The following is a 21674-nucleotide window of genomic DNA, read 5'->3' as shown; positions in this document are numbered from 1 at the left end:
ATCTGATGTCTGCATCGCCAAAATTTACGCCCAAACCGTCAGGCAGGCAACTGCAGCCCAGTTAACGTGACAACACCGGGTCGGGCTAATGTCCGCAAATACCCCCGCAAATGTTAAGGCGACGCTACCCTTCAGTCTCCTAAATCCGCTCCAAATGGACAACCTCTTGAAAGCTCACAGCTAGTTGGATGGACGAAGCCCATTTATCTGGATATTCACGATCTCTTTGGCCAAGGCAATTTTGTCGTTCTCAGTTTGAATGCTTCTCGGCTGATACCAGATGGACAACCAGTTGATCGCGCCGAGTACGGCTTTGGCAGCTATCGATACATCGACCTCCCGAATACTGCCGTCATCGATCCCGTCGCGAATTATCTGCTTGAACAAATCCTCGAACCGGCGTCGGATGGAAATAAGCTCGTTGAGTGTGCGGCGTTGATCTGGCGTGGTTGCCGCCAGTTTGTGCATATGGACGCCTTGCACCACCACGGCTTCGAAAGCGACGTTGGTCATCATGGCTAGCGCATGCGCCATGAGCATCTCCTCAAGTCGGTGCAGGCCCGAGCCGTTCATCGTCATGACCGGTTCGACAGCCTTGAACAGTCGATCCATACCTTCACGATGCACGTCGAAGAACAAATCCGTCTTCGATGAGTAGTAGTGATAAATGCGCCCTTTGGTCGAACCCATCCTGCGCGCCACATCATCGATGCTTGTTGTGGCGAAGCCTTGCTCCATGAAGCACTGAGCGGCGGTTTCCAGGATTAAGACATTTCCGGTACTGTCCGTTCGGTTATTTCGGCGGCTGTCAGCCATCTTCTACTCCGATTTATGCATAGGTAAGCGGCAGCCTAGCCTAGCAAATTTCGATGCCAAAATGCCACTAGACAAAGCCATGTTCAAGTGCATACTACTCAGTATGTTGTTGATTAATGCGGCTACAGTCCATTTCTCGACGCCTGGAGGATGTAATTTTGGAAATTAGCCCTAATTCTGCTGCGTCAGCACTCATTGCAAACGCAGAACGCCAGCTCCTGTACTCGGACTGGATCAAGATCGATCAACAGCTTGTGGATCGGTTTGCGGACGTGATCGATGATCATCAATTCATTCACACAGACCCGGAACGCGCAGCGACGGAAAGTGTTTTTGGTGGCACTATTGCACACGGTTTTCTCGTGCTTGGCCTGTTGACCAAGCTCAGTCGTGAGGTTTTGCCGGAGGTTGCCGCGGGTACGGTTGAAATCAATTATGGCTTCGACAAAGTCCGCTTTCTCGCGCCGGTGAAGGTGGGTTCTTTCATTCGTGGTGCGTTCAATTCGAAATCTGTTCAGCCGAAGGGCAATGGCCAGCTCCAGATCCTTGGAGCGACTGTTGAAATCAAAGACGAAACCAAGCCAGCACTCGCCGCTGACTGGCTCATACTGACAGTAGGTTGAAGATCACATGGCCATTTCTTTTGAAAATCGTGTTGTAATTGTAACGGGTGCAGGCGGCGGGCTTGGGCGCGCTTATGCCCTCGAACTGGCAGCGCGCGGCGCAAAGGTCGTCGTGAACGATTTCGGTGGCAGCCGCGACGGCACCGGCGGGGCATCGGAGGCAGCCGAAAAGGTCGTTGCGGAAATTCGATCCAAGGGCGGTGTCGCCATTGCCGACGCTGGCAACGTCACGAAGTTCGAAGACATGCAGGCGCTGGCGAAGCACACGGTCGAAGAATTCGGTCGCATTGATATTCTCATCAACAATGCCGGGATTTTGCGCGACAAGAGCTTTGCGAAAATGGAAATGTGCGATTTTGGCGCCGTGGTAGACGTGCACCTTATTGGCTCGGCCAATGCCAGTCGCGCTGTGTGGGACATCATGAAAGGCCAGAACTATGGCCGCATCCTGATGACGACTTCCACGTCGGGCGTTTATGGGAATTTCGGCCAGTCCAACTATGGTGCGGCCAAGGCGGGACTCGTCGGCCTGATGAATGTGTTGCATTTTGAAGGCGACAAATACGACATCCATGTCAATGCAATTGCGCCCACGGCTGCAACGCGCATGACCGGTGACGTGCTGGATGAAGAAATGCTGGTGCGTCTCGCACCTGAAAATGTCGTTCCCGCTGCTCTCTTCCTTGTCAGCGAACAGGCGCCAAGCCGCACAGTGCTTCTGGCAGGGGCCGGAACTGTGGCCCGTATGGCGATTGTGGAAAGTGAAGGCGTTTATCTGCCGAAAAGCGAGCGGACACCGGAAGCCGTTGCTGCTGCGTTCACAAAGATTGACGACATGACCAATTTCATCGAGACTGACGCTGGTTTGGCGCATGTGGATCGCATCATCGCGACGTCGCGTGCTAATGAGGTTATCGAATGACGGCCTCCAAAGCGCGCCCGAAGGCTGAACCCCGGTCAGGCTACCGGGAGTTCTACAAGATGCAGACGCGCTGGAGCGATATGGACATTTATGGCCACGTCAACAATGTGGTCTATATGCAATATTGCGATGCAGCATTGAACCGGTCGCTTATTGCGTCTGGTGCTCTGGAGCTGAATGGCTCCAGCCCCATTGGTATCGTTGCACGCAATTCAACGAATTATTTCTCCGAGATTTCCTATCCTGACAATGTCGTTGTCGGGGTTCGTGTCGAGCATATCGGCACTACCAGTCTGCTGTGGGGATTTGGCATCTTCAAGGATAGCGAAGAGCTGACCGCTGCTGTAAGTGAATATGTGCATGTCTATGTAGACCGAGACACGCGACGGCCTGTTCCGCTGACCCCGGAACTGAGAGAATTAGCTGAAAGGCTTTACGTTCCAGCGTCAGTGGAGGAGCTCTGATGAGAGAAGCTGTAATCGTATCAACTGCGCGCACACCGATTGGCAAAGCCTATCGTGGAGCCTTCAACGACACGACTGCGCCAGCGCTGGCTGGCCATGCGATTGCCGCTGCCGTCAAGCGCGCGGGCATTGATGGCGCGGAAGTAGAGGATGTGGTTCTCGGTGCTGCGCTTCAGCAAGGCACGACCCACATGAATATCGCCCGCACGTCCTTGTTGCGGGCTGGCCTTCCGGTTTCAGTTCCTGGCCAGTCGATGGATCGTCAATGCGCGTCGGGGCTGATGGCTATCGCAACAGCCGCCAAGCAGATCACCGGCGATGGTATGACGATTGCCATTGGCGGTGGCGTGGAGCAGATCTCGCTCGTGCAGAACGAGCATATGAACGTCTATCGCTGGCGTGATCCCTGGCTGACGGAGCATCTGCCCGCCACCTATATGAGCATGATCGAGACGGCGGAGATCGTTTCGGCGCGGTATGGTATATCGCGCGAGGCGCAGGATGAATATGCGCTGCAATCGCAGCAGCGCACTGCGGCTGCACAGGCCGCAGGCCGCCTGAACGCCGAGATTGTCCCGATCCAATCCACGATGCTTGTCAAGGACAAGGCTACGGGCGAGGTCTCCGCGAAAACCGTTGAGCTGGCCATGGACGAAGGTAATCGCCCCGAAACCACACTGGAAGGCTTGCGCGGGTTGAAGCCGGTCTTTTCCGGGGGGCAAACAATATCGCAGGGTGGCTTTATTACCGCAGGTAACGCCTCGCAGCTGTCGGACGGTGCTTCCGCGTCCGTGCTGATGGAAGCGAAGGAAGCGGAAAAGCGTGGCCTGTCTCCGCTCGGTATTTGTCGCGGGATGGCCGTTGCGGGATGCGAGCCCGACGAGATGGGCATTGGTCCGGTTTATGCCGTGCCAAAGCTGCTAAAGCAGCATGGCCTGACGGTCGATGATATCGATCTGTGGGAGCTGAACGAGGCCTTCGCAGCACAGGTGCTTTATTGCCGCTATAAGCTTGGTATCGACAATGAGAAGCTCAACGTGAATGGCGGCGCTATTTCGATTGGCCATCCTTACGGAATGTCGGGTGCGCGTATGACAGGGCATGTCCTCATCGAAGGCAAGCGGCGCAATGGACGTTATGTGGTTGTGACCATGTGCGTTGGCGGCGGCATGGGCGCAGCAGGCCTGTTTGAGATTTGTTGATTGAAACGAAAAAAGGCCGCTTCAAGCGGCCTCAGACCGCTGACAAACCCCGTCATTTTTTTGGCGGGGTTTTATTTTGTGTTGAGCTGCGAGATGGATCGGCTGTTTTGACCAGGCCGTTCAGATGCCCCTTTTCTCATGTGGGGCTTGGTTGGCTGGCCTTGGTGAGGGCGATTGCGATCTTCTTGATGTTCTGGGCGGCTGCGGCCAGCAGGCACTGGCATTGGACGCGCACGAGACTTCGGAGGCGGCATAGCGGTGGCCATGCAGTTGCTTGGCATCGGCGAAGGAACGTTCGACGGTCTCCTTGCGGCGCTTGTAGATCGCTTTGCCCCAGGTGGTGAGGCGATGGCTATCGATGCGCTGGCGGGCATCGGCCCAGACATGACGGTTGATGGTGCGCACCGCCTTGCTGTTGGATGTGCACGACGCCAGAAGCGGGCAGCCGCCACAGATGGTGGGGTCGGATGTATAGTGCCTGTAGCCGTTGCGGTCGGTGGTGGCGTAGGTGAGAAGCTGGCCTTGCGGGCAACGATAGCCGTCCTGTTCGCTGTCATGGACGAACTTCGACTTACGCATCATGCCGGCTCTGGGTGAGGTCGGATTGCGGTAGCCGGTAACAACGAGAATATCCCTGTTCTCCAGGCCTTTGGCGATACCGGCCGTCGCATAGCCGGCATCCAGCCCGACAGCACCGACGTCGAAGCCGAACCGCTCACGCTGGCGGTCCTGCCGGTCGAGATAGACGATACTGTCATGCACGTTGGCCGGCGTCGCATGGGTGTCGGTGATGATCGCAAGACGGCCATCCACCGTGCGGTGATCCAGATAGAAGAAGCCCTTCGGCTTGCCGTCGCGTACCATGTAGCCGCTGTCGGGATCGGTTCGGCTGACCTTGGTCTGCTTGACCTCGGCTTCGCGCTCCTTTTCCTTCAATGGCTTCTGGCCGTGCAACACCCGCTCGGCTTCGATCGCCAGGTCGAGATCGGCCCAGTAGTCGGAGCGCGACTTGGCCACCATCTCCAGATCGTATTTGCCCTTGTTGGCATTGGCTTTCAGATGCGTCGAGTCGGTATAGAGAACCGTACCGTCGACCAGACCGTGATCTACCGTCTGCTCGACGATATGGTCAAAAATGTTCTGGGCGACCGAAGTGTCGTTGAAGCGCCGGCGGCGGTTCTGGGAAAGCGTCGAGGCATCGAACACGCCATCGGTCAACTTCATCCTCAGAAACCAGCGATAGGCGACATTCACCTCGATCTCGCGCGCCAGCTGACGTTCCGAGCGGATGCCGAACAGGTAGCCGATGAACAGCGCCTTGAACATCAAGGTCGGGTCGAGCGGCGGACGACCGTTGTCGGCGCAATAAAGCCCCGCAACCCGATCATGGATAAAGGAGAAGTCTATCACCGCATCGATCTTGCGAAGCAGATGATCCTTGGGCACCAGGCTGTCGAGCGTCACCATCTCGAGAGCCGTCTGTTCGGGAGCAGGTTTCTTCAACATGACCCAGTGAATCACAAACCCCTGGTTAGAGCCAGGGGTTTGTCAGCAGTCTGAGGGCGGTTTAACCGGCCTTTTTTTGATCCCAGTTGAGGCTTGATCAATATGCGGCCTTATAGATCGCGAGAGCGTCGGCCTCGGTTACCTTGCGCGGATTGTTGACCAGAAGGCGGGTCTGTTTCATGGCGTCGCGCGCAAGCAGGGGCAGATCATCTTCGGTAATATTCACCTCACGCAATGTCTGCGGTACGCCAAGCTCACGGCTGAGATCTGCGAGCTTTTCGACAAAGGCTTCAGCGCGCTTCTCCGCCGACACGGCGCCAAGTTCCGGGAAAACATCCGCTGCAATTTCCGCGTAGATATGGCTCGCTTCCGGCAGGTTGAAACGCAATACATGCGCAAGCACGAGCGCATTGGACAGGCCGTGCGGAACATGGAAATGCCCGCCAATTGGATAGGCGAGTGCATGAACCGCAGCCACCGGAGAATTGGCAAAGGCCTGACCGGCAAGCAACGAGCCAAGCAGCATGGCAGCCCGTGCATCGCGGTTTTGGCCATCAAAGACCGCTGTGCGGATAATGGAGCCAAGCAATTGCAGGGCGTTGCGTGCCAATGAGCGCGACAGGGGATTGTTGTTGGCAGACGCTGACGCATAGGCCTCGATGGCGTGCACCATCGCATCGATGCCGGTGGCGGCAGTTACCGCTGCTGGCAGACCCACGGTCAAATCCGCGTCGAGGATTGCCATGTCCGGCAGCAGGAGCGGAGAAACGACGCCCTTCTTTTCCGATGTACCCGTGGTGATGATCGAAATCGGTGTGACTTCTGACCCGGTGCCCGCTGTTGTCGGCACCAGAACAAGCGGGAGACGCGGACCGTGCGCTATGTTGACGCCGTAAATGTCGTTGAGCGTTTCACCGCTCTTTGCGATCAGGGCTGCAACCTTTGCAACATCCATTGAGGAGCCGCCGCCAATGGCGAGGACGCCTGTCGCTTCATGCGCCAGGATGTGATCTTTCAACGCGAGAACATTGCTTTCTGGCGGATCAGCCTGCACGTCGTCAAAGATCGAAACGGCAATGTCTGCCTGTTCCAGCGCATTGATTGCAGGGTCCAGAAGTCCGAGCTTGCGCAATCCCTTGTCAGTCACGATCACAACGCGCTTGCCCAACAGGTGCCCAGCAATATCGGCGATCTTCGCCAGACCACCGGTCTGCAGCACGATGGATGGCGTTGTGTTGAAAACGAAATTTTCCATGTGTTCAGTTCTTTCGATTTATCGGTGTCGCGCTTCTGCAAATCAACTTGCGCGCTTCACCTTCAGCTCGCGATCGATCGTGTTTCCGGTAACCCCTTCGCTGCGCAAAATATGCTTCTGGATTTTACCGCTCGATGTCTTCGGAAGAGATTCCAAAATCCGCACATAGCGCGGCACCATAAAGCGGGGTAGGCGGCCTGCAAGAAAATCCAGCAACTCTTCGGCGACAATTTCTTGTCCGTCCACCGGCGTCACGGCGATCAGGACTTCATCTTCGCTCAATTCACTTGGTACTGCGATAGCCGCGCATTCTTTGACGCTGTCGTGAAAAAGGACTTCGGCCTCCAACGCGAAAGACGAGATATTTTCGCCGCGTCGCCGAATGACATCTTTCAGACGATCAACGAAGAAATAAACGCCGTTTTCGTCCTTGCGAAAGCTGTCCCCGGTGTGAAACCAGCCATTGCGCATGGCTTCCACGGTGGCTTTCGGATTGTTGTAATAGCCTTTCATCAAAGCCCATGGACGGTCGGAGCGAATGACAAGTTCACCAGCTGTGCCATCCGGCACTTCGATGTCGTTTTCGTCGACGACACGCAACTGATACCAGGGGCGCGGCTTCCCCGCGATGCCCTTTTGGGTAATGCCGGGACCGGCAACAAGCGGACTGGCGATTTCGGTCATGTTGTAGATGGTCCATGCCTCCACGCCAAATCTCTCGGCGAATAATGGACCGTCTTCGCCAAATGGCGTGATGAAGGCACGACGCAGCGGGTGGTTGCGATCATCCGATGAAACCGGCTGTTTTAAGAGAAAACTGGCCATCACACCCAGCAACAGACAGTAGGTCGAGTTTGTTTCCCGCACTGCTTGCCAGAAGTGCTGTGTTTTGAACTCGCGCATGATACCAATCGATAGTCCGCGCGCCAGCATTGCATAGACATAGAGCGTGGAACCGCAATGAAAGATCGGACCGCAGATCATGCAACGGTCCGTTTCATCGACGCAATCAAAGGCGTCTGGCCCCATCGTATAAAGCTGCACATAAGAGGTCACGACACCCTTGGCATTGCCCGTCGTACCCGACGTGTACATGATGGCAAGCGTGTCCCATGGCTCAATCGGCGTGTCGAGAACGAGTTCGGTTTCGCTGACGGTTTCTACGTCAGTCAAAGGCAGGATTTCCACGCCAGAGATGGCGTGGTTTACGACACCTTCGACCACCAAGACTTTACGCAGTTTGCCCGGAGCGACATCCTGCAATCGTTCTACCAGATCGGCGTGCGCGACCATCAGTGGCGCATCCGCGTCATCCAGAATATGTTCCAGCGGGCGACCGAGGGCTGCGGTGTTGATCGGCACATAGACCGCGCCGATGTAATTGATGGCGAACCAGGTGGTGAGTAGGTCCGGCCCGTTGCCCATAAAACAAAGGACGTGATCGCCGCGTTTCACGCCGTGGGATTTCAATGTCGCCGCACGCTGGCGAACGCGGTCCCGGGTCGTTTTGTAATCCCATTCGGTCGATGGCCAAAAATGCACGAATGGTGCTGTGGGGCGCTCCGCTGCATATTGATCGAGAAGATATCGCAACACGGAATGGTTGCGGTCGAGCGCACGCTGGTCTGGCGTCATATTCTGAATTCCTCCTACCCGGGCCGCAACTAAACCTCAAAAGAGGGCAGTTGCAAACCTATTTGGAATATGCAACATACTCGGTAGTATGTCAAAGCGAAAACAATTGGGAGGATGGAAATGGCCATAGTCGATATCCAGCGCGAAGGACCGATTGCGGTGGCGCGCTATGACCGTGGCGGCAAGGCCAATGCTCTCAATGAAGAAGCGATCAAGGCGCTCATAGAAGCGGCGGATGAGTTATCGGCGGATGACACGGTTCAGGTCGTTATTATTACTGGCACCGAAAGTCGCTTTTCGGGTGGTGTCGATCTGAAGGACGATAATCTGTGGCGCAACAATGCGGACGCCGTTTCTCGTCACGCGGCTATGTCGCTCGGCGGTGTCATGTGTGATCGATGGCGGTTGTTGCCGCAGATCACCATCGCAGCGGTCGAAGGCCCAGCTGTTGGTGGCGGCGGCATTCTCGCGTTGGCTGCTGATTTTCGCGTTATGGCTGACGGCGCATTCTTTCAGTTTCCCGAAGTCCGTCTGGGCATGACGCTGGGTTGGGGCGGTTTGCCCCTCCTGTCGTCGCTTATCGGTCCGACACGTGCCAAGCGCGCGCTTTTCGCCAATGAGCGGATCGGCGAGCAGGACGCGCTCAATATGGGGCTTTGCGACAAGATTGCGCCTGCGGGTGGCGCGGTCGAAGCTGCAAAACTCTTCGCGCAGACAATTGCGGAATGCCCGCCTTTAGCCCTGCGGATGACCAAGAGGGCCATTGATCAAGAACACCGCGCCAATTGGGCTGCGCCCTATGAAGCAGACCAGTTCTATCTGGCGAGGCTGATTGCAGAAAGTAACAGCCAGTCGGGCTGACACCGTTATTATTTGGGAGGAGGAAAACCATGACAATGAAATCAATGATGCTTTCGGGTGCATTTGCCGCAATGATGCTTGCGAGCCCGGCTTTGGCGGAGCCAGTTCGACTGGGTGTGCTGACGGACATGTCCGGCATGAATTTCGATCTTGCTGGCGAAGGCTCAGTCGTTGCGGCCAAGATGGCCGTCGAGGATTTCGGGGGCAAGTTGAATGGGGAGTCCATCGAAGTCATCGTCGGCGATCATCAGAACAAGCCGGATATCGGTTCCACGCTGGCGCGCAGCTGGATTGACGAGAAGAATGTCAAAGCCATTATCGATGTGCCGACATCGTCGGTCGCCATGGCAGTTCAAGAAATCACGCGCGACAAGGACGTAGCTTTTCTGGCATCCACCGCAGGTTCCTCGGACCTGACGGGCAAAGCCTGCTCGCCAACGACGGCGCAGTGGACTTGGGATACGTATTCGCTTGCCAATGGCACCGGTCGCGCGATGACGCAGGAAGGTGGCAAGAAGTGGTACTTCATTACCGTTGACTATACCTTCGGTCATGCCCTGGAACGGGATACGACAGAAGCTGTCAAGGCAAGCGGCGGTGAAGTTGTGGGCTCTGTTCGTCACCCACGTGAAACCACTGACTTCTCATCTTTCCTGCTTCAGGCGCAAGCATCGGGCGCTGACGTGATCGCTCTTGCCAACTCGTCGGGCGATACGATGACGGCTCTCAAGCAAGCCAATGAATATGGCATTACTCAGGGCGGCCAGAAGATCGCGGGCATGCTGCTGTTTCTCTCCGACGTCCATAGTGTCGGCCTTGAAACGGCAAAAGGCCTGACACTCACTACCGGCTTTTACTGGGATTATGATGATCAAACCCGCGCCTGGTCGAAGCGGTTCGGCGAACGAATGAACGGCAAAATGCCAACGATGGTTCATGCTGGCGTTTATTCGGCTGTCATGAATTATCTCAAGGCGTCGGAGGCGGCAAAGTCCACCAGTGGCAAGGTAGTGCTCGACAAGATGCGCACGATGGATATCAACGACTTCTTCGCCCGCAATGCGAAGCTGCGTGCAGACGGTCGTATGGTACACGACATGTATCTTGTTCAGGTCAAATCTCCTGAGGAATCCAAAGGACCATGGGACTATTACAAAGTTCTGCGCACCATTCCGGGCGACGAAGCGTTCCGTCCGCTCGATAAGGGCAGCTGTCCATTGGTAAAGCAGTAAGAGGCTGATTGGATGGAAGCTTCGACTGTGAGAGATGCGGCTCTGCGTGAGGCAGGGCCGTCTGGTTCGGATAATTCGCGGCAGGGTTCTGGGCGTCATGTTTTGTCGGCGCGGGGACTTGGCAAGTCGTTTGGCGGCTTTTACGCGGTGAAGAATGTCGATCTTGATGTGGAACATGCCCGTGTTCATGCGCTGATCGGCCCGAACGGGGCTGGCAAGACGACGGTGTTCAATCTCCTGACCAAGTTTTTGCAGCCGACAAGCGGCGAGATCACGCTTCTGGGCGAAACGATCACCAAAACCGATCCGGCCAAAGTAGCGCGGATGGGATTGGTGCGCTCGTTCCAGATTTCGGCCACCTTCCCGCATCTGACCGTATTGGAAAACGTCAAGGTGGCGTTGCAGCGCCCGAATGGCCTTGCCACGCAATTCTGGCGTGCGCTCTCGGCGCTGGACCGGCTGGACGCGAGAGCCATCGAGCTTCTGGAACGCGTCGGCCTTGCCGATGCCCGTCATGCACTGGCTGCCGATCTCTCCTATGGCCGCAAGCGCGCGCTGGAAATCGCCACCACACTGGCGCTCGATCCGAAAGTGCTGCTGCTCGATGAGCCGATGGCCGGCATGGGCCATGAAGACGTCCACACCATCGCCGCCCTCATTGCCGATGTGGCGAAGGATCGCGCCGTGCTGATGGTGGAACACAATCTCAAGGTGGTGGCCGATATCGCCCACCATGTCACGGTGCTGCAACGCGGCGAGATCCTCGCCTCCGGCAGCTATGCCGACGTCTCGAAGGACGAGCGCGTGCGCACCGCCTATATGGGAACCGAACATGACTAGAGGCCAACCGCTATTATCCGTGCGCGGGCTCAATGCCTGGTATGGCGAAAGCCATGCCCTGCACGGCGTCGACCTCGATATCTGGCCCGGCGAAACCATCACGCTTCTGGGCCGCAATGGCGTCGGCAAGACGACGACGCTGCGCGCCATCATGGGTATCATCCGCAAGCGCACCGGCAGTATCACCCTCGGCGGCAAGGACATCATGCGTGTGCCTTTGCACCGCATCGCCTATGAAGGTCTGGGCTTTGTGCCGGAAGAACGCGGCATCTTCGCCACGCTCAGCGTGCATGAGAACCTGCTGCTGCCGCCGGTCGTCGCAAAAGGCGAGCAGAGCCTGATGTCATTGGACGAGATTTACGCGCTTTTCCCGAACCTGCATGAACGGCGCAACAGCCCTGGCACCAAACTGTCGGGCGGCGAACAGCAGATGTTGGCCATTGCGCGCATCCTGCGCACCGGCGTGAAGGTGCTGCTGCTGGACGAGCCGACCGAAGGTCTGGCGCCTGTCATCGTGCAGCGCATCGGCGATGTGCTGGTGGAATTGAAGAAGCGCGGCATGACCATCCTTCTGGTCGAGCAGAACTTCCGCTTTGCCGCCAAGGTCGCAGACCGCTTCTATCTCATGGATCATGGCGTGGTGACGGAGAACTTCCCGACCGCCGAGCTGCCCGACCGCATGGCAGCCCTGAACGAAGCCTTGGGAGTCTGACATGACAATGATCTTCGGTATTCCCCTGCAGGCGCTTCTCGGGCAGTTGCTGGTTGGCCTCATCAATGGCTCGTTCTATGCCATGCTGAGCCTTGGCCTTGCCATCATCTTCGGGCTGTTGCGCATCATCAATTTTGCCCATGGCGCACAATATATGCTGGGCGCTTTTGTCGGCTATCTGCTGTTGAGCTGGCTTGGCATCGGCTATTGGCCAGCGCTTGTTCTGGCCCCGATCATCGTCGGTCTTGGCGGGGCGATCGTCGAGCGCGTGGCGCTGTCACGGCTTTATAATCTCGATCCGCTCTATGGCCTGCTCTTCACCTTCGGCCTGGCGCTCGTGATCGAAGGCACGTTCCGTTATTATTATGGCGCTGCCGGTCAGCCCTATGCGGTGCCGCCATCGCTGGCTGGCGGGCATAATCTCGGCTTCATGTTCCTGCCGAACTATCGCGCCTGGGTGGTCGTGGCCTCGCTGATCATCTGCCTTGGCACCTGGCTCCTGATCGAAAAGACCAAGCTTGGCGCTTATTTGCGCGCCGCCACCGAAAACCCGACACTGGTCAAAGCCTTCGGCATCAATGTGCCGCTGCTTCTCACCTTCACCTATGCGCTGGGTGCGGGTCTTGCAGGCGTGGCCGGCATCATGGCGGCCCCGATCTATCAGGTCAGCCCGCTGATGGGCTCCAACATCATCATCGTGGTTTTTGCCGTGGTGGTTGTCGGCGGCATGGGATCGATCCTCGGCGCCATCATTACCGGCTATGTGCTGGGGCTGGCAGAAGGGCTCACCAAGGTCTTTTATCCGGAAGCCTCCAGCATCGTCATCTTCGTTATCATGGCTATCGTCCTTCTGGTGCGACCCGCCGGACTGTTCGGGAAGGAGGCCTGATATGGCTGATACCGCTCTTAAAGCAACGGCTGCAAGCCAAGGCACCGCTTCATCCCGCAAGCCTGCGATCAACAGCCTGTCGGCGGTCATTCTCGTCATCGCCATCATCGCACTGGCCGCCGCACCCTTCGTGGTCTATCCGATCTTCCTGATGAAGATGCTGTGTTTTGCGCTGTTTGCCTCTGCCTTCAATCTTCTGCTTGGCTATACCGGCATTCTCTCGTTCGGCCATGCGGCCTTCTTCGGGGGCGCTGCCTATATCACCGCGCATACGGTGAAGGAATGGGGCGTGACGCCGGAAGTGGGGCTGATCCTCGGCGTTCTTGCCGCCGCAGCGCTTGGCCTTGTCATCGGCTATCTGGCCATTCGCCGTCAGGGCATCTATTCGACCATGATCACGCTTGCGCTGTCGCAGATGTTCTTCTTCTTCTGCCTGCAGGCGGCCTTCACCCATGGCGAGGACGGCTTGCAGGGCGTGCCGCGCGGATATCTGTTCGGCTTCATTGATCTCAACAACCAGATGAACATGTATTACTTCGTGCTGGCCGTGTTCGTGCTTGGGGTCTTCGCCATCTGGCGCATCACCAACTCGCCCTTCGGCATGATCCTGAAATCGGTGCGCGAAAACGAAAGCCGCGCCATATCGCTCGGCTATTCCGTCAATCAGTACAAGCTGGCCGCATTCGTCATGTCGGCTGGCCTTGCGGGCCTTGCAGGCGGCATGAAGGCGCTCGTCTTCCAGTTTGCAACGCTGACCGATGTCGGCTGGCAGATGTCGGGCGAGGTCATCCTGATGACGCTGCTTGGCGGCATCGGCACGCTGATCGGACCCATCGTCGGCGCAGCCTTCGTCGTCGCCCTCCAGAACTATCTCGCAACATCCGACTTCCCAGTCACAATCGTCACTGGCCTCATCTTCATGGCATGCGTCATCCTCTTCCGTAAAGGTATCGTCGGAGAGTTCTATGCCTGGTTTGAACGGAGGAAGTGAGAATGAACGGCGCTTTATTCACCTATAGCACGACAGTCTCATCGAATTGGATCGACTATAATGGGCATATGGGGGACTATGCCTATGCCATTGTTTTTTCTGATGCGGCGACCGCTTATATGGATCGAATTGGCATCGATGCTACCTATCGCGAGGCAAATAAGGCCACGCTCTACACGCTCGACAGCCGTATTGGCTATCTGAAAGAGTGCCATGCAGATGAAACATTGCAGGTAGAGCTGACCCTGATCGATGCTGATTGTAAGCGTTTGCATGTGTTCATGAGATTGCTCAATGCGAATGGAGAAATATTGGCGCTCTGTGAACAGCTCCTGATGCACATAAGTCGACAGGGACAATATCCACGGGCTGCAGACATGCCGCAAGAGCTACGAGATATCGTATTGGCGGATCTACAAAGCTCGAAGTCTGTTGAGAAAGTGGAATGGATTGACGGTTGTATTGGCCTCAGAAGAAGGCAGCGATAGCTAACACATCATCCGACAAGCGTAATACGGGACAAGCGGTGTCCCGTCTGCACCATCTCCGCGTCTTTCGTCAAATTCACCGATGAGAAAGGCGCAACGCCCGCACAAATCACATCGGCCTGGCTTCTGAAAGAAAGCGATAGATTATAAGATTGTTGCGAGGTAGTCGGTCGAAGTTTTGCATGTTCGTTTCAGCGTTGGACCTACCATCCGAAGTGTCGAAAGCAGCCACTCCGTTTTAGGCATTGTCGGTGGGTGAACGTGCGTTCATCGATTCCGAGTGCGCTGTGACTAGCAGCAGGCAGCAGGGTCAGCCTGGTGGTCGGCTGCATCGACATGTTGCGCGAAGCACTCGAGGATTATCCTTCGGTCGCGGTTCCTGCTCTGATCATTGGCGGGCTTGGTTCAGATGCAGGCGAGCCTCCGCGTTTTCCCGAGAATATGCCAACTATAGCGCTTTCTTGCTGGTTTGCGGTGTCTATCTGCTCGACTTAAACTCCTTCTGTCTCAAGCGCGTTGATCCGGGATGTCACAATTATAAAACCGTGACGGGCAAACCAAAGTTACGGGTTGTGAATATGGTTGATTTTCAGTCAGGTTCGGGAGCAAGATGGATATGAACGGCGGCTTTTTTCAGAACGGCTGATAGAGCAGGGGCAGGCATTTCATTGGTGATCACGGTCGTAATGTCGTGAACCGATCCAAGTCTGACCATCGCTCGTTTGCCAAATTTTGAGCTGTCAACTGCGAGCAGCTTGTGTGCCGCTTGTCGCAATGCGGCTGAAACGACAGCCACTTCCGTATGGTCGTCGTCACAAAGATCACCGTCATCATCAACGCCGCTGACGGAAATGATTGCATAGTCGAACTTGAAGCGTCGGATGAATTCCGGTGTATCTTCCTGAAACATCCCGCCATCGATGGGTCGAACAAAGCCACCAGGAACAGCGAGCGTGAAATCTGTTCTCTCACTGATAATGGCTGCTGATCGCAGGCTATATGTGACAACATGCAGGCGCTCTCTGCTGATAAGGGTATTGGCAATCGCTTCGCATGTTGTGCCGGTATCGAGGAAAACAGTGGCGCCATCGGGAATGAGCGCGACGACAGCTTCGGCAATTCGCACCTTCTCGTCGGCCCGATCATGTCTGCGCTGACGGTAGGTCACGGGATCGAGTGGCGTCAGTTGCGACACGCCGCCATGCAGTTTCCGGACTTTGCCCCTATGTTCCAGGTCCGCAATGTCGCGCCGCGCCGTCTGAGTGGTGACATGGAACCGTTCTGCGATCTCTTCAAGAGAAACATAATGGCTGTTTTCAATCCATTGCAACAACGCCTGCTGCCGGATTTCCTTCTTGTTGCCACCGGGACCGGAAAGTTCGCTCATGGTTGTCGTTATGTCCTTATGCGCCTGATCACTCAGATCCATCTCTCATTTCCAGGTTGAATGAGGCGAGGAAATCGTGGGGTTAAAATAGCAATATCTGGGTGAATCGATTAGCGAATAAAAATGTAGTATTAATGACATTTACTATTAAGGACCGCAGGTTTTGGAGTCCTCGCATCCCGGTCGGGAGTAAAATGTAATAAAAGTGACATTGAACTCTGTCATTTCAGCATCGATTGAAGTTGGATGATCAATCCGGCTGTCACATTGATGAAATGGAAGCATCTTCCAGGAAAAGGACCGAGGGATGGTAACGGGGACGACCAAACGCAACGGAAAACTTTTGGCTCTGACTGCGCAGCTTTTATGCGGTGTCGCAGTCGCAGGAATTGCTGCCGCTCCGGCGCGCGCAGCCGATAGCTATGACATTCGCGTCATGACGATCAACATCTGGAACAAGTTCAAACAGAACCCGGAATTGACAGCGGACTTTATGGCAGCAGCCAATTTCGACGTGCTCGGGATGCAGGAAGTCAACGGTAGTACCTATGTTACGCGCATACCGGATTTCCTTCAAACTGCGGGTCGCGGCACTTACGGTAATGTGCAGGTCGGCGATGTGGGTATCATTTCCCGTTTGCCGGGCAAATTCGGCACGATCAATCTGGGCGGAAATACGCAAGGTCGCTATGTCAGCTATACTCAGCTGGACGCCCAGGGCTCCCGTCCGCAGACACTCATCGGCACGGTTCATCTCGATTATGCAGATGGATCGACCGGTCGCGTGAATGAAGCCCAAGCCCTCAACACATGGGCAAAAGGAGCCACCCAGCCGATCATGGTCATGGGCGACTTCAATGCGGGGGATGTTTCCGAGCGCGGCCTTCATCACATCGATGCGCAGATCAGACTGATGCAGCAATCTGACGGCAACACCTTTTATCGCGATCTGACGCGGCAATATGTTCTCAACGCCGATCAGCAGACGATGCGTTCGGTCATTCAGGAAGCATATGTCGGACAGGACATCGACACCCTGTCGTGGAAGCAATGGGGCGACGCTCTTTCCGCCGCCTACAAGGCCGGGAAGAATGTCGGGCTGCAAGACGAAACCTATGCGGTTGCCAACAACACGCCGGTTACGATGAATGTGCTCAAGAAGCAGTACATGCTGCTCCAGACGGATGCGGTCCGCGAAGACTTCAGGCCGCATGATCTCAACGATGGCAGCACCACATGGCCGTCGGCAGGCGAGGACGCAACCAATACCTGGGCGAGCTGGGACCGTGCCAAGATCGATCATTTCCTCGTCTCGCGGCCATTCGGAAAATGGTATGAGATTGTGGATGATCCCAATGATCCCTACACCGGAGTGATCAAGGACGTAAAAGTCACTCGGCCGGGCCGTCAGCCGGAAGCGATCTCCGACCATGAACCCGTTGCGCATGATTTTCGATGGGTTGGCCCGCAGCTCCAGACTTACTCGGAAAATGAAACGAGCAAAACGCGTCTCGTTTGGGGCGCCAATGCTTACGGCTTCGCGGAAAAGAACAAGGAATTTGTTCTAACCCGAAACAATCAACGCAGGGATCTCTATCTGGGCCAGATTTCGGATGCCAATGGCAAACCGATTCTGACCGATCTGACGCTTGACGAAAAGAAGACATTGCTGAACTGCGACAGCACGGATGCGCGCTTCCAGCAGGCCATCAAGGACTATTGTATCGACGATCATTCCTTTATCGGTGAAACGGCTGTCACCGACGGCGGGACGATCCTCGTCAGCGAAGATGCGGCTCTTGGCAATGCCGATGCTCGGCTGCGTCTCATTGATGGCGGTCTGCGTATAACGGGCAGCGACATGAAAACGCTGGATCGCACCGTGTCCCTTGAGGGACTTGGATGGATCGACATCGCGGATGCAGACAACCGCGTGACGCTGCTGCAGCAAGCCACAGGAGAGGGGGCGCTGCTCAAGCGCGGAGCCGGTACGCTCGTTCTGGGCCAGGCAAACAGCTACACGGGCGGAACCTTGGTGGAAGGCGGAGTGCTTCAGGCTGGCGTGGACGGGGCATTCGTCGACAATACGGCCTTCTCGGTGAATGGTGGCAAGCTCGATCTCAACAATTTCAATGTGAGCATGTCGTCGCTGATGGGCGAGGGCGGGACATTGAGCCTCGGCTCGGCAGCTCTGACCGTAGACCAGTCCGCCAATACCCGTTTCGACGGCAATATTGATGGTACTGGCAGTCTCACGAAGTCCGGCACTGGTGTTCTGGTCCTGAATGGTGCCAACACCTATACAGGCGGCACGACTGTGAAAGAAGGTGGGCTGGTCATTGGCGATGCATCCCATTCAGGTGCATTCCTTGTCGGCACAGCCAGCGTTGAAAACGGCGCATATCTGGCTGGCGCAGGTTCAGTCGGAGGCCTTTATGCCGGCGCTGGCAGTATCATCGCACCGGGCAATTCTATCGGCACGCTGAAGGTCGATGGCAATCTGGCCTTTGATGCGGGAGCCACTTACGTTGCGGAAATTGATGCTTCCGGTAAAAGCGATCGCATCGATGTGAGTGGAACGGCGACGCTTGGTGGCGCGAAGGTCTATATAGAAAAAGCCGCCGGCACCTATATGCCCGGCAAGAGCTACACCATTTTAAGTGCTGAAGGCGGCATCGTGGGTACGTTTGGCGATTTGAGCCAGAACATGCCTTTCGTCGATCTTGGCCTGGCCTATGATCCCAACGCAGTCTACCTCAACATCGCACGCAACGACATCGACTTCGCTGCTACGGCAAAGACAGGCAATCAGAAGTCGGTAGCTGTCGCTGTCGAAGCGCTTGGTGCTGGCAATGCTGTTTACGACACGGTCGTCATGCAGGACAACGAAGACAATGCGCGTCGCGCATTCAATGCACTCTCAGGTGAAGTTCATGCATCGATGCGAACTGCGATCATCAATGACAGCTCGATCATTCGCAATGCCGTCATGGAACGCGTTGACGCGGCGTTTGGCGGTAGTGGGCAGAGTGCTGCCTCATCATCCGTCGCAACAGACATGGCTTCATCGCAGGTTTCGGCACCGCGCGCCGCGATCTGGGGACAGGCACTTGGCCAGTGGAGTGAAACCGGCGCGGATGGAAATGCTGGCAAGCTGAAGCAATCAACGGGCGGCTTTGTTGCAGGCTATGACGCGGAAGTCGTCGAGAATTGGAGGCTGGGCGCTCTCGCGGGCTATAGCCGCACCAGTTTCGATGTGAATGATCGCAACTCGTCTGGCCACAGTGACAACTATCATTTGGGTATCTATGGGGGCACCCAGTGGAGCGCGACTGCGCTCAAGGCAGGTCTTGCCTATAGCTGGCACAAGATCGAAACTGATCGCCTTGTCGCTTTCCCGGGCTTTTCAGAAAGTCTTGATGCCGATTACAGCGCAGACACCTTTCAGGCATTCGGCGAACTCTCGCATCGTTTTGATGTGAACGGAACGGCGATTGAGCCATTTGCACATGTTGCGGTGGTGCGCCTGCAAACTGGGCGGTTCGATGAACATGGCGGGAATGCCGCGCTCCGGATTGGAAAAGAAACGGCGACAACCACGTTTACCACAATTGGTCTTCGGGCTTCTGCTCCAGTCGTATTCGGCAGTATGAATGCAAGGCTTAACGGTACGGCTGGCTGGCAACACGCCTATGGCGATACCATTCCGACGACAGCAGCCTCGTTCGATGCCGGAACGGTATTTGAATTGGCCGGTGCACCAATTGCGAAGGACACCGCGATTATCAAGGCTGGCCTTGATATTGATCTGGGCAATCAGACGACGCTGGGTCTTGAATATTCCGGCCAATATGGTTCGAGCTTTAATCAGAACTCGGGTAAGGCCAAGCTTAGCGTAAAGTTCTAAGCCCTATTGAGCAAAGTTGTGGCCGGTGAGACATTCATTTCTCACCGGCCATCTTGTTTTCGTAGACAGTTAATCCGTACACTAGCCCAAGCGTAAATCTACACGCGGCTTGCCGTGCACGTCGTTGGTAGCAAAGGCTCGATGCGAATCCGGTACCCATCGGAGAACCAAAAGAAATCATGCATATCAACGCCTCCTCTACAAGGAGGTGAATCACGATCAAGTTGAATAGGAAGATCAATTGTTGGGTCCGGTGTCTAGGAAAATACCTTAGCTTCCCGAGGACAGTTTCATGAAATCTGTCGGCTTCTGTCAGAAAACTCTCACTTTACCGCCAACCCGGGCGCGCTTGTAAAGATCAATCACATCACTATTGGTTATGCGAAAGCAACCGGACGACGCGGCAGTCCCTATGGTTTCCGGCTTATTGGAGCCATGGATGCGATAAAGCGCTCTTGCACCAAGCGGATTATCGGGACCGCCAGCCATATGAGCGGGCAGGTCGGGCCTGTGTTCCCGCATTGATGCAGGTGGACGCCAGTCGGGCCATTCGCGCTTGGCGGTGATCCGTTCGGTGCCATACCAGCCAAACCCTTCGCGGCCGACACCCACTGCTAGCTTTGTCATAGTGTAGCATTTGCCCGGCATATAGGTGCCGGCAGCTTGTTCTACATAAACTTTAGCGCCCCCAACCGTTGCCGTCCCGCAAACATTGATGCGGTCGCTTTTACATGATGATCAGTTGAAGCGTCTGAGCGCCCTTGGCGATCAGCTCAAGGCGTACTGGGCGATTGTCGATTTCGAGGCGTTCTGGCCTGACCTGAAGAAGGCGCTCGCCTCGTATATACGAGCGGGGCATTTCGACCCATGGAAAGCTGCGGGCCATTCTAGACGCGGCAACTTAGCGAGACAGCGCCGTTTAGGGCATGTTCTTCATCATTTCATGGGTAACGGGCATCATATTCTCGTTGAGATGATGCATGACCCAAAGTGAGCCTGCCAGAGCGATGCCGACAATGATGAGCGTAAATATCAGCGCCATCAGCGTCCAGCCCCCCTCCGACGTCGGGCTCATATGTAGAAAATAGATCATATGCACCACGATCTGGACAGCCCCTATGCCCATGACAAGCATTGCGGTTAGCTGCCTGCTGGCAAGCACATCTCCCATGACAAGCCAAAACGGAATGGCTGTGAGAATGACCGACAGGACAAAGCCTGTCATGTAGCCGCTGAAAGTCGCGTGGACTTCGCCTGCCCCTGATCCATGCGGGTCTTGATGGTGGCTGGGCTGGGTTCCGTGGTGTGGGCTATTTACGCTCATCCGAGGACTCCCAATAAATATACGAAGGAGAACACGCCAATCCAGATAACATCCAGAAAATGCCAAAACATCGAAAGGCACATCAGGCGTCGGCGATTTTCGACAATCAGCCCATGGCGCATGACCTGCAACATAAGCGTAATCAACCAGACGATACCAAAAGTAACGTGCAGCCCGTGCGTGCCGACGAGGGTGAAGAAGGAGGACAGGAATGCCGAACGGCCAGGTCCTGCGCCTTCATGAATGAGATGACTGAATTCGTAAATCTCGATTGCCAGAAACGCTGCGCCGAAAATGCCGGTAATGGCCAGCCAGAACAATGTTGCAGTTTTCTCATCTCGCTGCATCTGCAGCATGGCGAACCCATATGTAATCGACGACAGAAGCAGCATTGCCGTATTGATTGCAACCAGATTGAGATCAAATAAATCTGCCGGTGAAGGTCCTGCCGCATAGTTGCGACCGAGCACGCCATAGGTGGCAAACAGGACAGCAAATATCAGGCAGTCACTCATCAGATAGAGCCAGAAGCCCAGCGTCGTGCTGTTTTCCGGATGATGGTCTTCCGCCAGATAAAACTGCGGCTTCTCGGCTTGATCTAGATGTATCTCTGTCATCGG

At 55.8% G+C, this 21674-nt stretch carries 20 protein-coding genes and 1 pseudogene; 12 read left to right on the top strand and 9 right to left on the bottom strand.

From position 1 onward, the window contains the following. Positions 1-180 precede the first annotated feature (180 nt). Positions 181-816, bottom strand: coding sequence for a TetR/AcrR family transcriptional regulator (locus tag HWX93_RS20170; RefSeq protein WP_125303034.1), 636 nt, complete (start codon positions 814-816; stop codon positions 181-183). A gap of 164 nt (positions 817-980) precedes the next feature. Between HWX93_RS20170 and HWX93_RS20165 the strand changes: the two genes are divergently transcribed. The 4 genes from HWX93_RS20165 to HWX93_RS20150 are packed head-to-tail and all read left to right on the top strand — an operon-like array spanning position 981 to position 4027. Next, positions 981-1439 carry a MaoC family dehydratase gene (locus tag HWX93_RS20165; RefSeq protein ID WP_235824489.1) on the top strand — a complete coding sequence of 153 codons (459 nt, stop codon included), beginning with the start codon at positions 981-983 and terminating at the stop codon, positions 1437-1439. 7 nt (positions 1440-1446) lie between these two features. Further along, positions 1447-2361 (top strand): SDR family NAD(P)-dependent oxidoreductase, encoded by a 915-nt coding sequence (locus HWX93_RS20160; protein WP_125303028.1) that lies wholly within the window; start codon positions 1447-1449, stop codon positions 2359-2361. Then, on the top strand, positions 2358-2825 hold the full coding sequence (locus HWX93_RS20155) for an acyl-CoA thioesterase (RefSeq protein ID WP_176038497.1): 468 nt from the start codon (positions 2358-2360) through the stop codon (positions 2823-2825). Before HWX93_RS20160 ends, HWX93_RS20155 begins: the two co-directional genes overlap by 4 nt. Continuing rightward, positions 2825-4027 carry an acetyl-CoA C-acyltransferase gene (locus HWX93_RS20150; RefSeq protein ID WP_125303023.1) on the top strand — a complete coding sequence of 401 codons (1203 nt, stop codon included), beginning with the start codon at positions 2825-2827 and terminating at the stop codon, positions 4025-4027. Before HWX93_RS20155 ends, HWX93_RS20150 begins: the two co-directional genes overlap by 1 nt. Positions 4028-4163: 136 nt before the next feature. Here HWX93_RS20150 and HWX93_RS20145 read toward each other — a convergent pair. The 3 genes from HWX93_RS20145 to HWX93_RS20135 all read right to left on the bottom strand — a co-directional run bounded on the left by HWX93_RS20145 (position 4164) and on the right by HWX93_RS20135 (position 8423). Beyond that, positions 4164-5533 (bottom strand): IS1182 family transposase gene (locus tag HWX93_RS20145; protein ID WP_176038496.1). Its coding sequence is split into 2 segments (ribosomal slippage): positions 4164-4279 and positions 4279-5533, totalling 1371 coding nucleotides; the frame shifts between segments, so codons are not numbered across the junction. Positions 5534-5630: 97 nt separating this feature from the next. Continuing rightward, positions 5631-6788: an iron-containing alcohol dehydrogenase gene (locus HWX93_RS20140; protein WP_176038495.1), complete on the bottom strand. Its 1158-nt coding sequence runs from the start codon at positions 6786-6788 to the stop codon at positions 5631-5633. 42 nt (positions 6789-6830) lie between these two features. After that, positions 6831-8423 carry an AMP-binding protein gene (locus HWX93_RS20135; RefSeq protein WP_151558602.1) on the bottom strand — a complete coding sequence of 531 codons (1593 nt, stop codon included), beginning with the start codon at positions 8421-8423 and terminating at the stop codon, positions 6831-6833. Between the two features lie 120 nt (positions 8424-8543). Here HWX93_RS20135 and HWX93_RS20130 point away from each other — a divergent pair, with 120 nt between their 5' ends. From HWX93_RS20130 to HWX93_RS20100, 7 genes are read left to right on the top strand one after another with little or no spacing between them, the layout of a single operon-like run. After that, positions 8544-9284 carry an enoyl-CoA hydratase/isomerase family protein gene (locus tag HWX93_RS20130; protein WP_078341174.1) on the top strand — a complete coding sequence of 247 codons (741 nt, stop codon included), beginning with the start codon at positions 8544-8546 and terminating at the stop codon, positions 9282-9284. A 29-nt stretch (positions 9285-9313) separates the two neighbouring features. Next, a complete protein-coding gene (locus tag HWX93_RS20125; protein WP_125303013.1) occupies positions 9314-10516 on the top strand; it encodes an ABC transporter substrate-binding protein in 1203 nt (400 codons plus the stop codon). Positions 10517-10528: 12 nt separating this feature from the next. Beyond that, the gene (locus HWX93_RS20120; RefSeq protein ID WP_176038494.1) at positions 10529-11356 is read left to right on the top strand and encodes an ABC transporter ATP-binding protein; all 828 of its coding nucleotides are present in this window, start codon (positions 10529-10531) and stop codon (positions 11354-11356) included. After that, positions 11349-12068 carry an ABC transporter ATP-binding protein gene (locus tag HWX93_RS20115; RefSeq protein ID WP_176038493.1) on the top strand — a complete coding sequence of 240 codons (720 nt, stop codon included), beginning with the start codon at positions 11349-11351 and terminating at the stop codon, positions 12066-12068. Before HWX93_RS20120 ends, HWX93_RS20115 begins: the two co-directional genes overlap by 8 nt. Position 12069: 1 nt before the next feature. Continuing rightward, positions 12070-12957 carry a branched-chain amino acid ABC transporter permease gene (locus tag HWX93_RS20110; RefSeq protein ID WP_078341355.1) on the top strand — a complete coding sequence of 296 codons (888 nt, stop codon included), beginning with the start codon at positions 12070-12072 and terminating at the stop codon, positions 12955-12957. A gap of 1 nt (position 12958) precedes the next feature. Further along, positions 12959-13948: a branched-chain amino acid ABC transporter permease gene (locus HWX93_RS20105; protein ID WP_125303004.1), complete on the top strand. Its 990-nt coding sequence runs from the start codon at positions 12959-12961 to the stop codon at positions 13946-13948. A gap of 2 nt (positions 13949-13950) precedes the next feature. Further along, positions 13951-14436, top strand: a complete 486-nt coding sequence (locus tag HWX93_RS20100) for a thioesterase family protein (protein ID WP_151558594.1) — start codon at positions 13951-13953, stop codon at positions 14434-14436. A 589-nt stretch (positions 14437-15025) separates the two neighbouring features. Here HWX93_RS20100 and HWX93_RS20095 read toward each other — a convergent pair. Continuing rightward, the gene (locus HWX93_RS20095) at positions 15026-15865 is read right to left on the bottom strand and encodes a DeoR/GlpR family DNA-binding transcription regulator (protein WP_176038492.1); all 840 of its coding nucleotides are present in this window, start codon (positions 15863-15865) and stop codon (positions 15026-15028) included. A 265-nt stretch (positions 15866-16130) separates the two neighbouring features. On the opposite strand from HWX93_RS20095, the gene HWX93_RS20090 reads away from it, so the two are divergent. After that, on the top strand, positions 16131-19730 hold the full coding sequence (locus HWX93_RS20090) for an autotransporter domain-containing protein (protein ID WP_176038491.1): 3600 nt from the start codon (positions 16131-16133) through the stop codon (positions 19728-19730). A gap of 312 nt (positions 19731-20042) precedes the next feature. Here the strand turns inward: HWX93_RS20090 and HWX93_RS20085 are convergent. The 4 genes and pseudogenes from HWX93_RS20085 to cyoC form a co-directional block, all read right to left on the bottom strand. Further along, positions 20043-20342, bottom strand: a pseudogene (locus tag HWX93_RS20085) (L,D-transpeptidase); the annotation flags it as partial. Positions 20343-20457: 115 nt separating this feature from the next. Then, on the bottom strand, positions 20458-20616 hold the full coding sequence (locus HWX93_RS20080; protein WP_176038489.1) for a hypothetical protein: 159 nt from the start codon (positions 20614-20616) through the stop codon (positions 20458-20460). A 33-nt stretch (positions 20617-20649) separates the two neighbouring features. Next, positions 20650-21054 carry a cytochrome o ubiquinol oxidase subunit IV gene (gene cyoD / locus HWX93_RS20075; RefSeq protein WP_151648956.1) on the bottom strand — a complete coding sequence of 135 codons (405 nt, stop codon included), beginning with the start codon at positions 21052-21054 and terminating at the stop codon, positions 20650-20652. Further along, positions 21051-21671 carry a cytochrome o ubiquinol oxidase subunit III gene (gene cyoC, locus HWX93_RS20070; RefSeq protein WP_176038488.1) on the bottom strand — a complete coding sequence of 207 codons (621 nt, stop codon included), beginning with the start codon at positions 21669-21671 and terminating at the stop codon, positions 21051-21053. The genes cyoD and cyoC overlap by 4 nt, the downstream gene beginning before the upstream one ends. Positions 21672-21674 lie beyond the last annotated feature (3 nt).

Source organism: Brucella tritici (genome assembly GCF_902825325.1).
Classification (GTDB): domain Bacteria; phylum Pseudomonadota; class Alphaproteobacteria; order Rhizobiales; family Rhizobiaceae; genus Brucella.
Note: the sequence above shows the minus strand (reverse complement) of the source record. Positions and strands in the feature narration are given on the sequence as shown.

What these genes read in the sequence shown, in the direction of transcription:
- HWX93_RS20095 (WP_176038492.1), bottom strand. Translation starts at nt 15,865, where the DNA reads ATGGATCTGAGTGATCAGGCGCATAAGGACATAACGACAACCATGAGC.
- HWX93_RS20120 (WP_176038494.1), top strand. Translation starts at nt 10,529, where the DNA reads ATGGAAGCTTCGACTGTGAGAGATGCGGCTCTGCGTGAGGCAGGGCCG.
- HWX93_RS20130 (WP_078341174.1), top strand. Translation starts at nt 8,544, where the DNA reads ATGGCCATAGTCGATATCCAGCGCGAAGGACCGATTGCGGTGGCGCGC.
- HWX93_RS20160 (WP_125303028.1), top strand. Translation starts at nt 1,447, where the DNA reads ATGGCCATTTCTTTTGAAAATCGTGTTGTAATTGTAACGGGTGCAGGC.
- cyoC (WP_176038488.1), bottom strand. Translation starts at nt 21,671, where the DNA reads ATGACAGAGATACATCTAGATCAAGCCGAGAAGCCGCAGTTTTATCTG.
- HWX93_RS20090 (WP_176038491.1), top strand. Translation starts at nt 16,131, where the DNA reads ATGGTAACGGGGACGACCAAACGCAACGGAAAACTTTTGGCTCTGACT.
- HWX93_RS20150 (WP_125303023.1), top strand. Translation starts at nt 2,825, where the DNA reads ATGAGAGAAGCTGTAATCGTATCAACTGCGCGCACACCGATTGGCAAA.
- HWX93_RS20170 (WP_125303034.1), bottom strand. Translation starts at nt 816, where the DNA reads ATGGCTGACAGCCGCCGAAATAACCGAACGGACAGTACCGGAAATGTC.
- HWX93_RS20155 (WP_176038497.1), top strand. Translation starts at nt 2,358, where the DNA reads ATGACGGCCTCCAAAGCGCGCCCGAAGGCTGAACCCCGGTCAGGCTAC.
- HWX93_RS20125 (WP_125303013.1), top strand. Translation starts at nt 9,314, where the DNA reads ATGACAATGAAATCAATGATGCTTTCGGGTGCATTTGCCGCAATGATG.
- HWX93_RS20105 (WP_125303004.1), top strand. Translation starts at nt 12,959, where the DNA reads ATGGCTGATACCGCTCTTAAAGCAACGGCTGCAAGCCAAGGCACCGCT.
- HWX93_RS20100 (WP_151558594.1), top strand. Translation starts at nt 13,951, where the DNA reads ATGAACGGCGCTTTATTCACCTATAGCACGACAGTCTCATCGAATTGG.
- HWX93_RS20115 (WP_176038493.1), top strand. Translation starts at nt 11,349, where the DNA reads ATGACTAGAGGCCAACCGCTATTATCCGTGCGCGGGCTCAATGCCTGG.
- HWX93_RS20110 (WP_078341355.1), top strand. Translation starts at nt 12,070, where the DNA reads ATGACAATGATCTTCGGTATTCCCCTGCAGGCGCTTCTCGGGCAGTTG.
- cyoD (WP_151648956.1), bottom strand. Translation starts at nt 21,054, where the DNA reads ATGAGCGTAAATAGCCCACACCACGGAACCCAGCCCAGCCACCATCAA.
- HWX93_RS20080 (WP_176038489.1), bottom strand. Translation starts at nt 20,616, where the DNA reads ATGGCCCGCAGCTTTCCATGGGTCGAAATGCCCCGCTCGTATATACGA.
- HWX93_RS20140 (WP_176038495.1), bottom strand. Translation starts at nt 6,788, where the DNA reads ATGGAAAATTTCGTTTTCAACACAACGCCATCCATCGTGCTGCAGACC.
- HWX93_RS20135 (WP_151558602.1), bottom strand. Translation starts at nt 8,423, where the DNA reads ATGACGCCAGACCAGCGTGCGCTCGACCGCAACCATTCCGTGTTGCGA.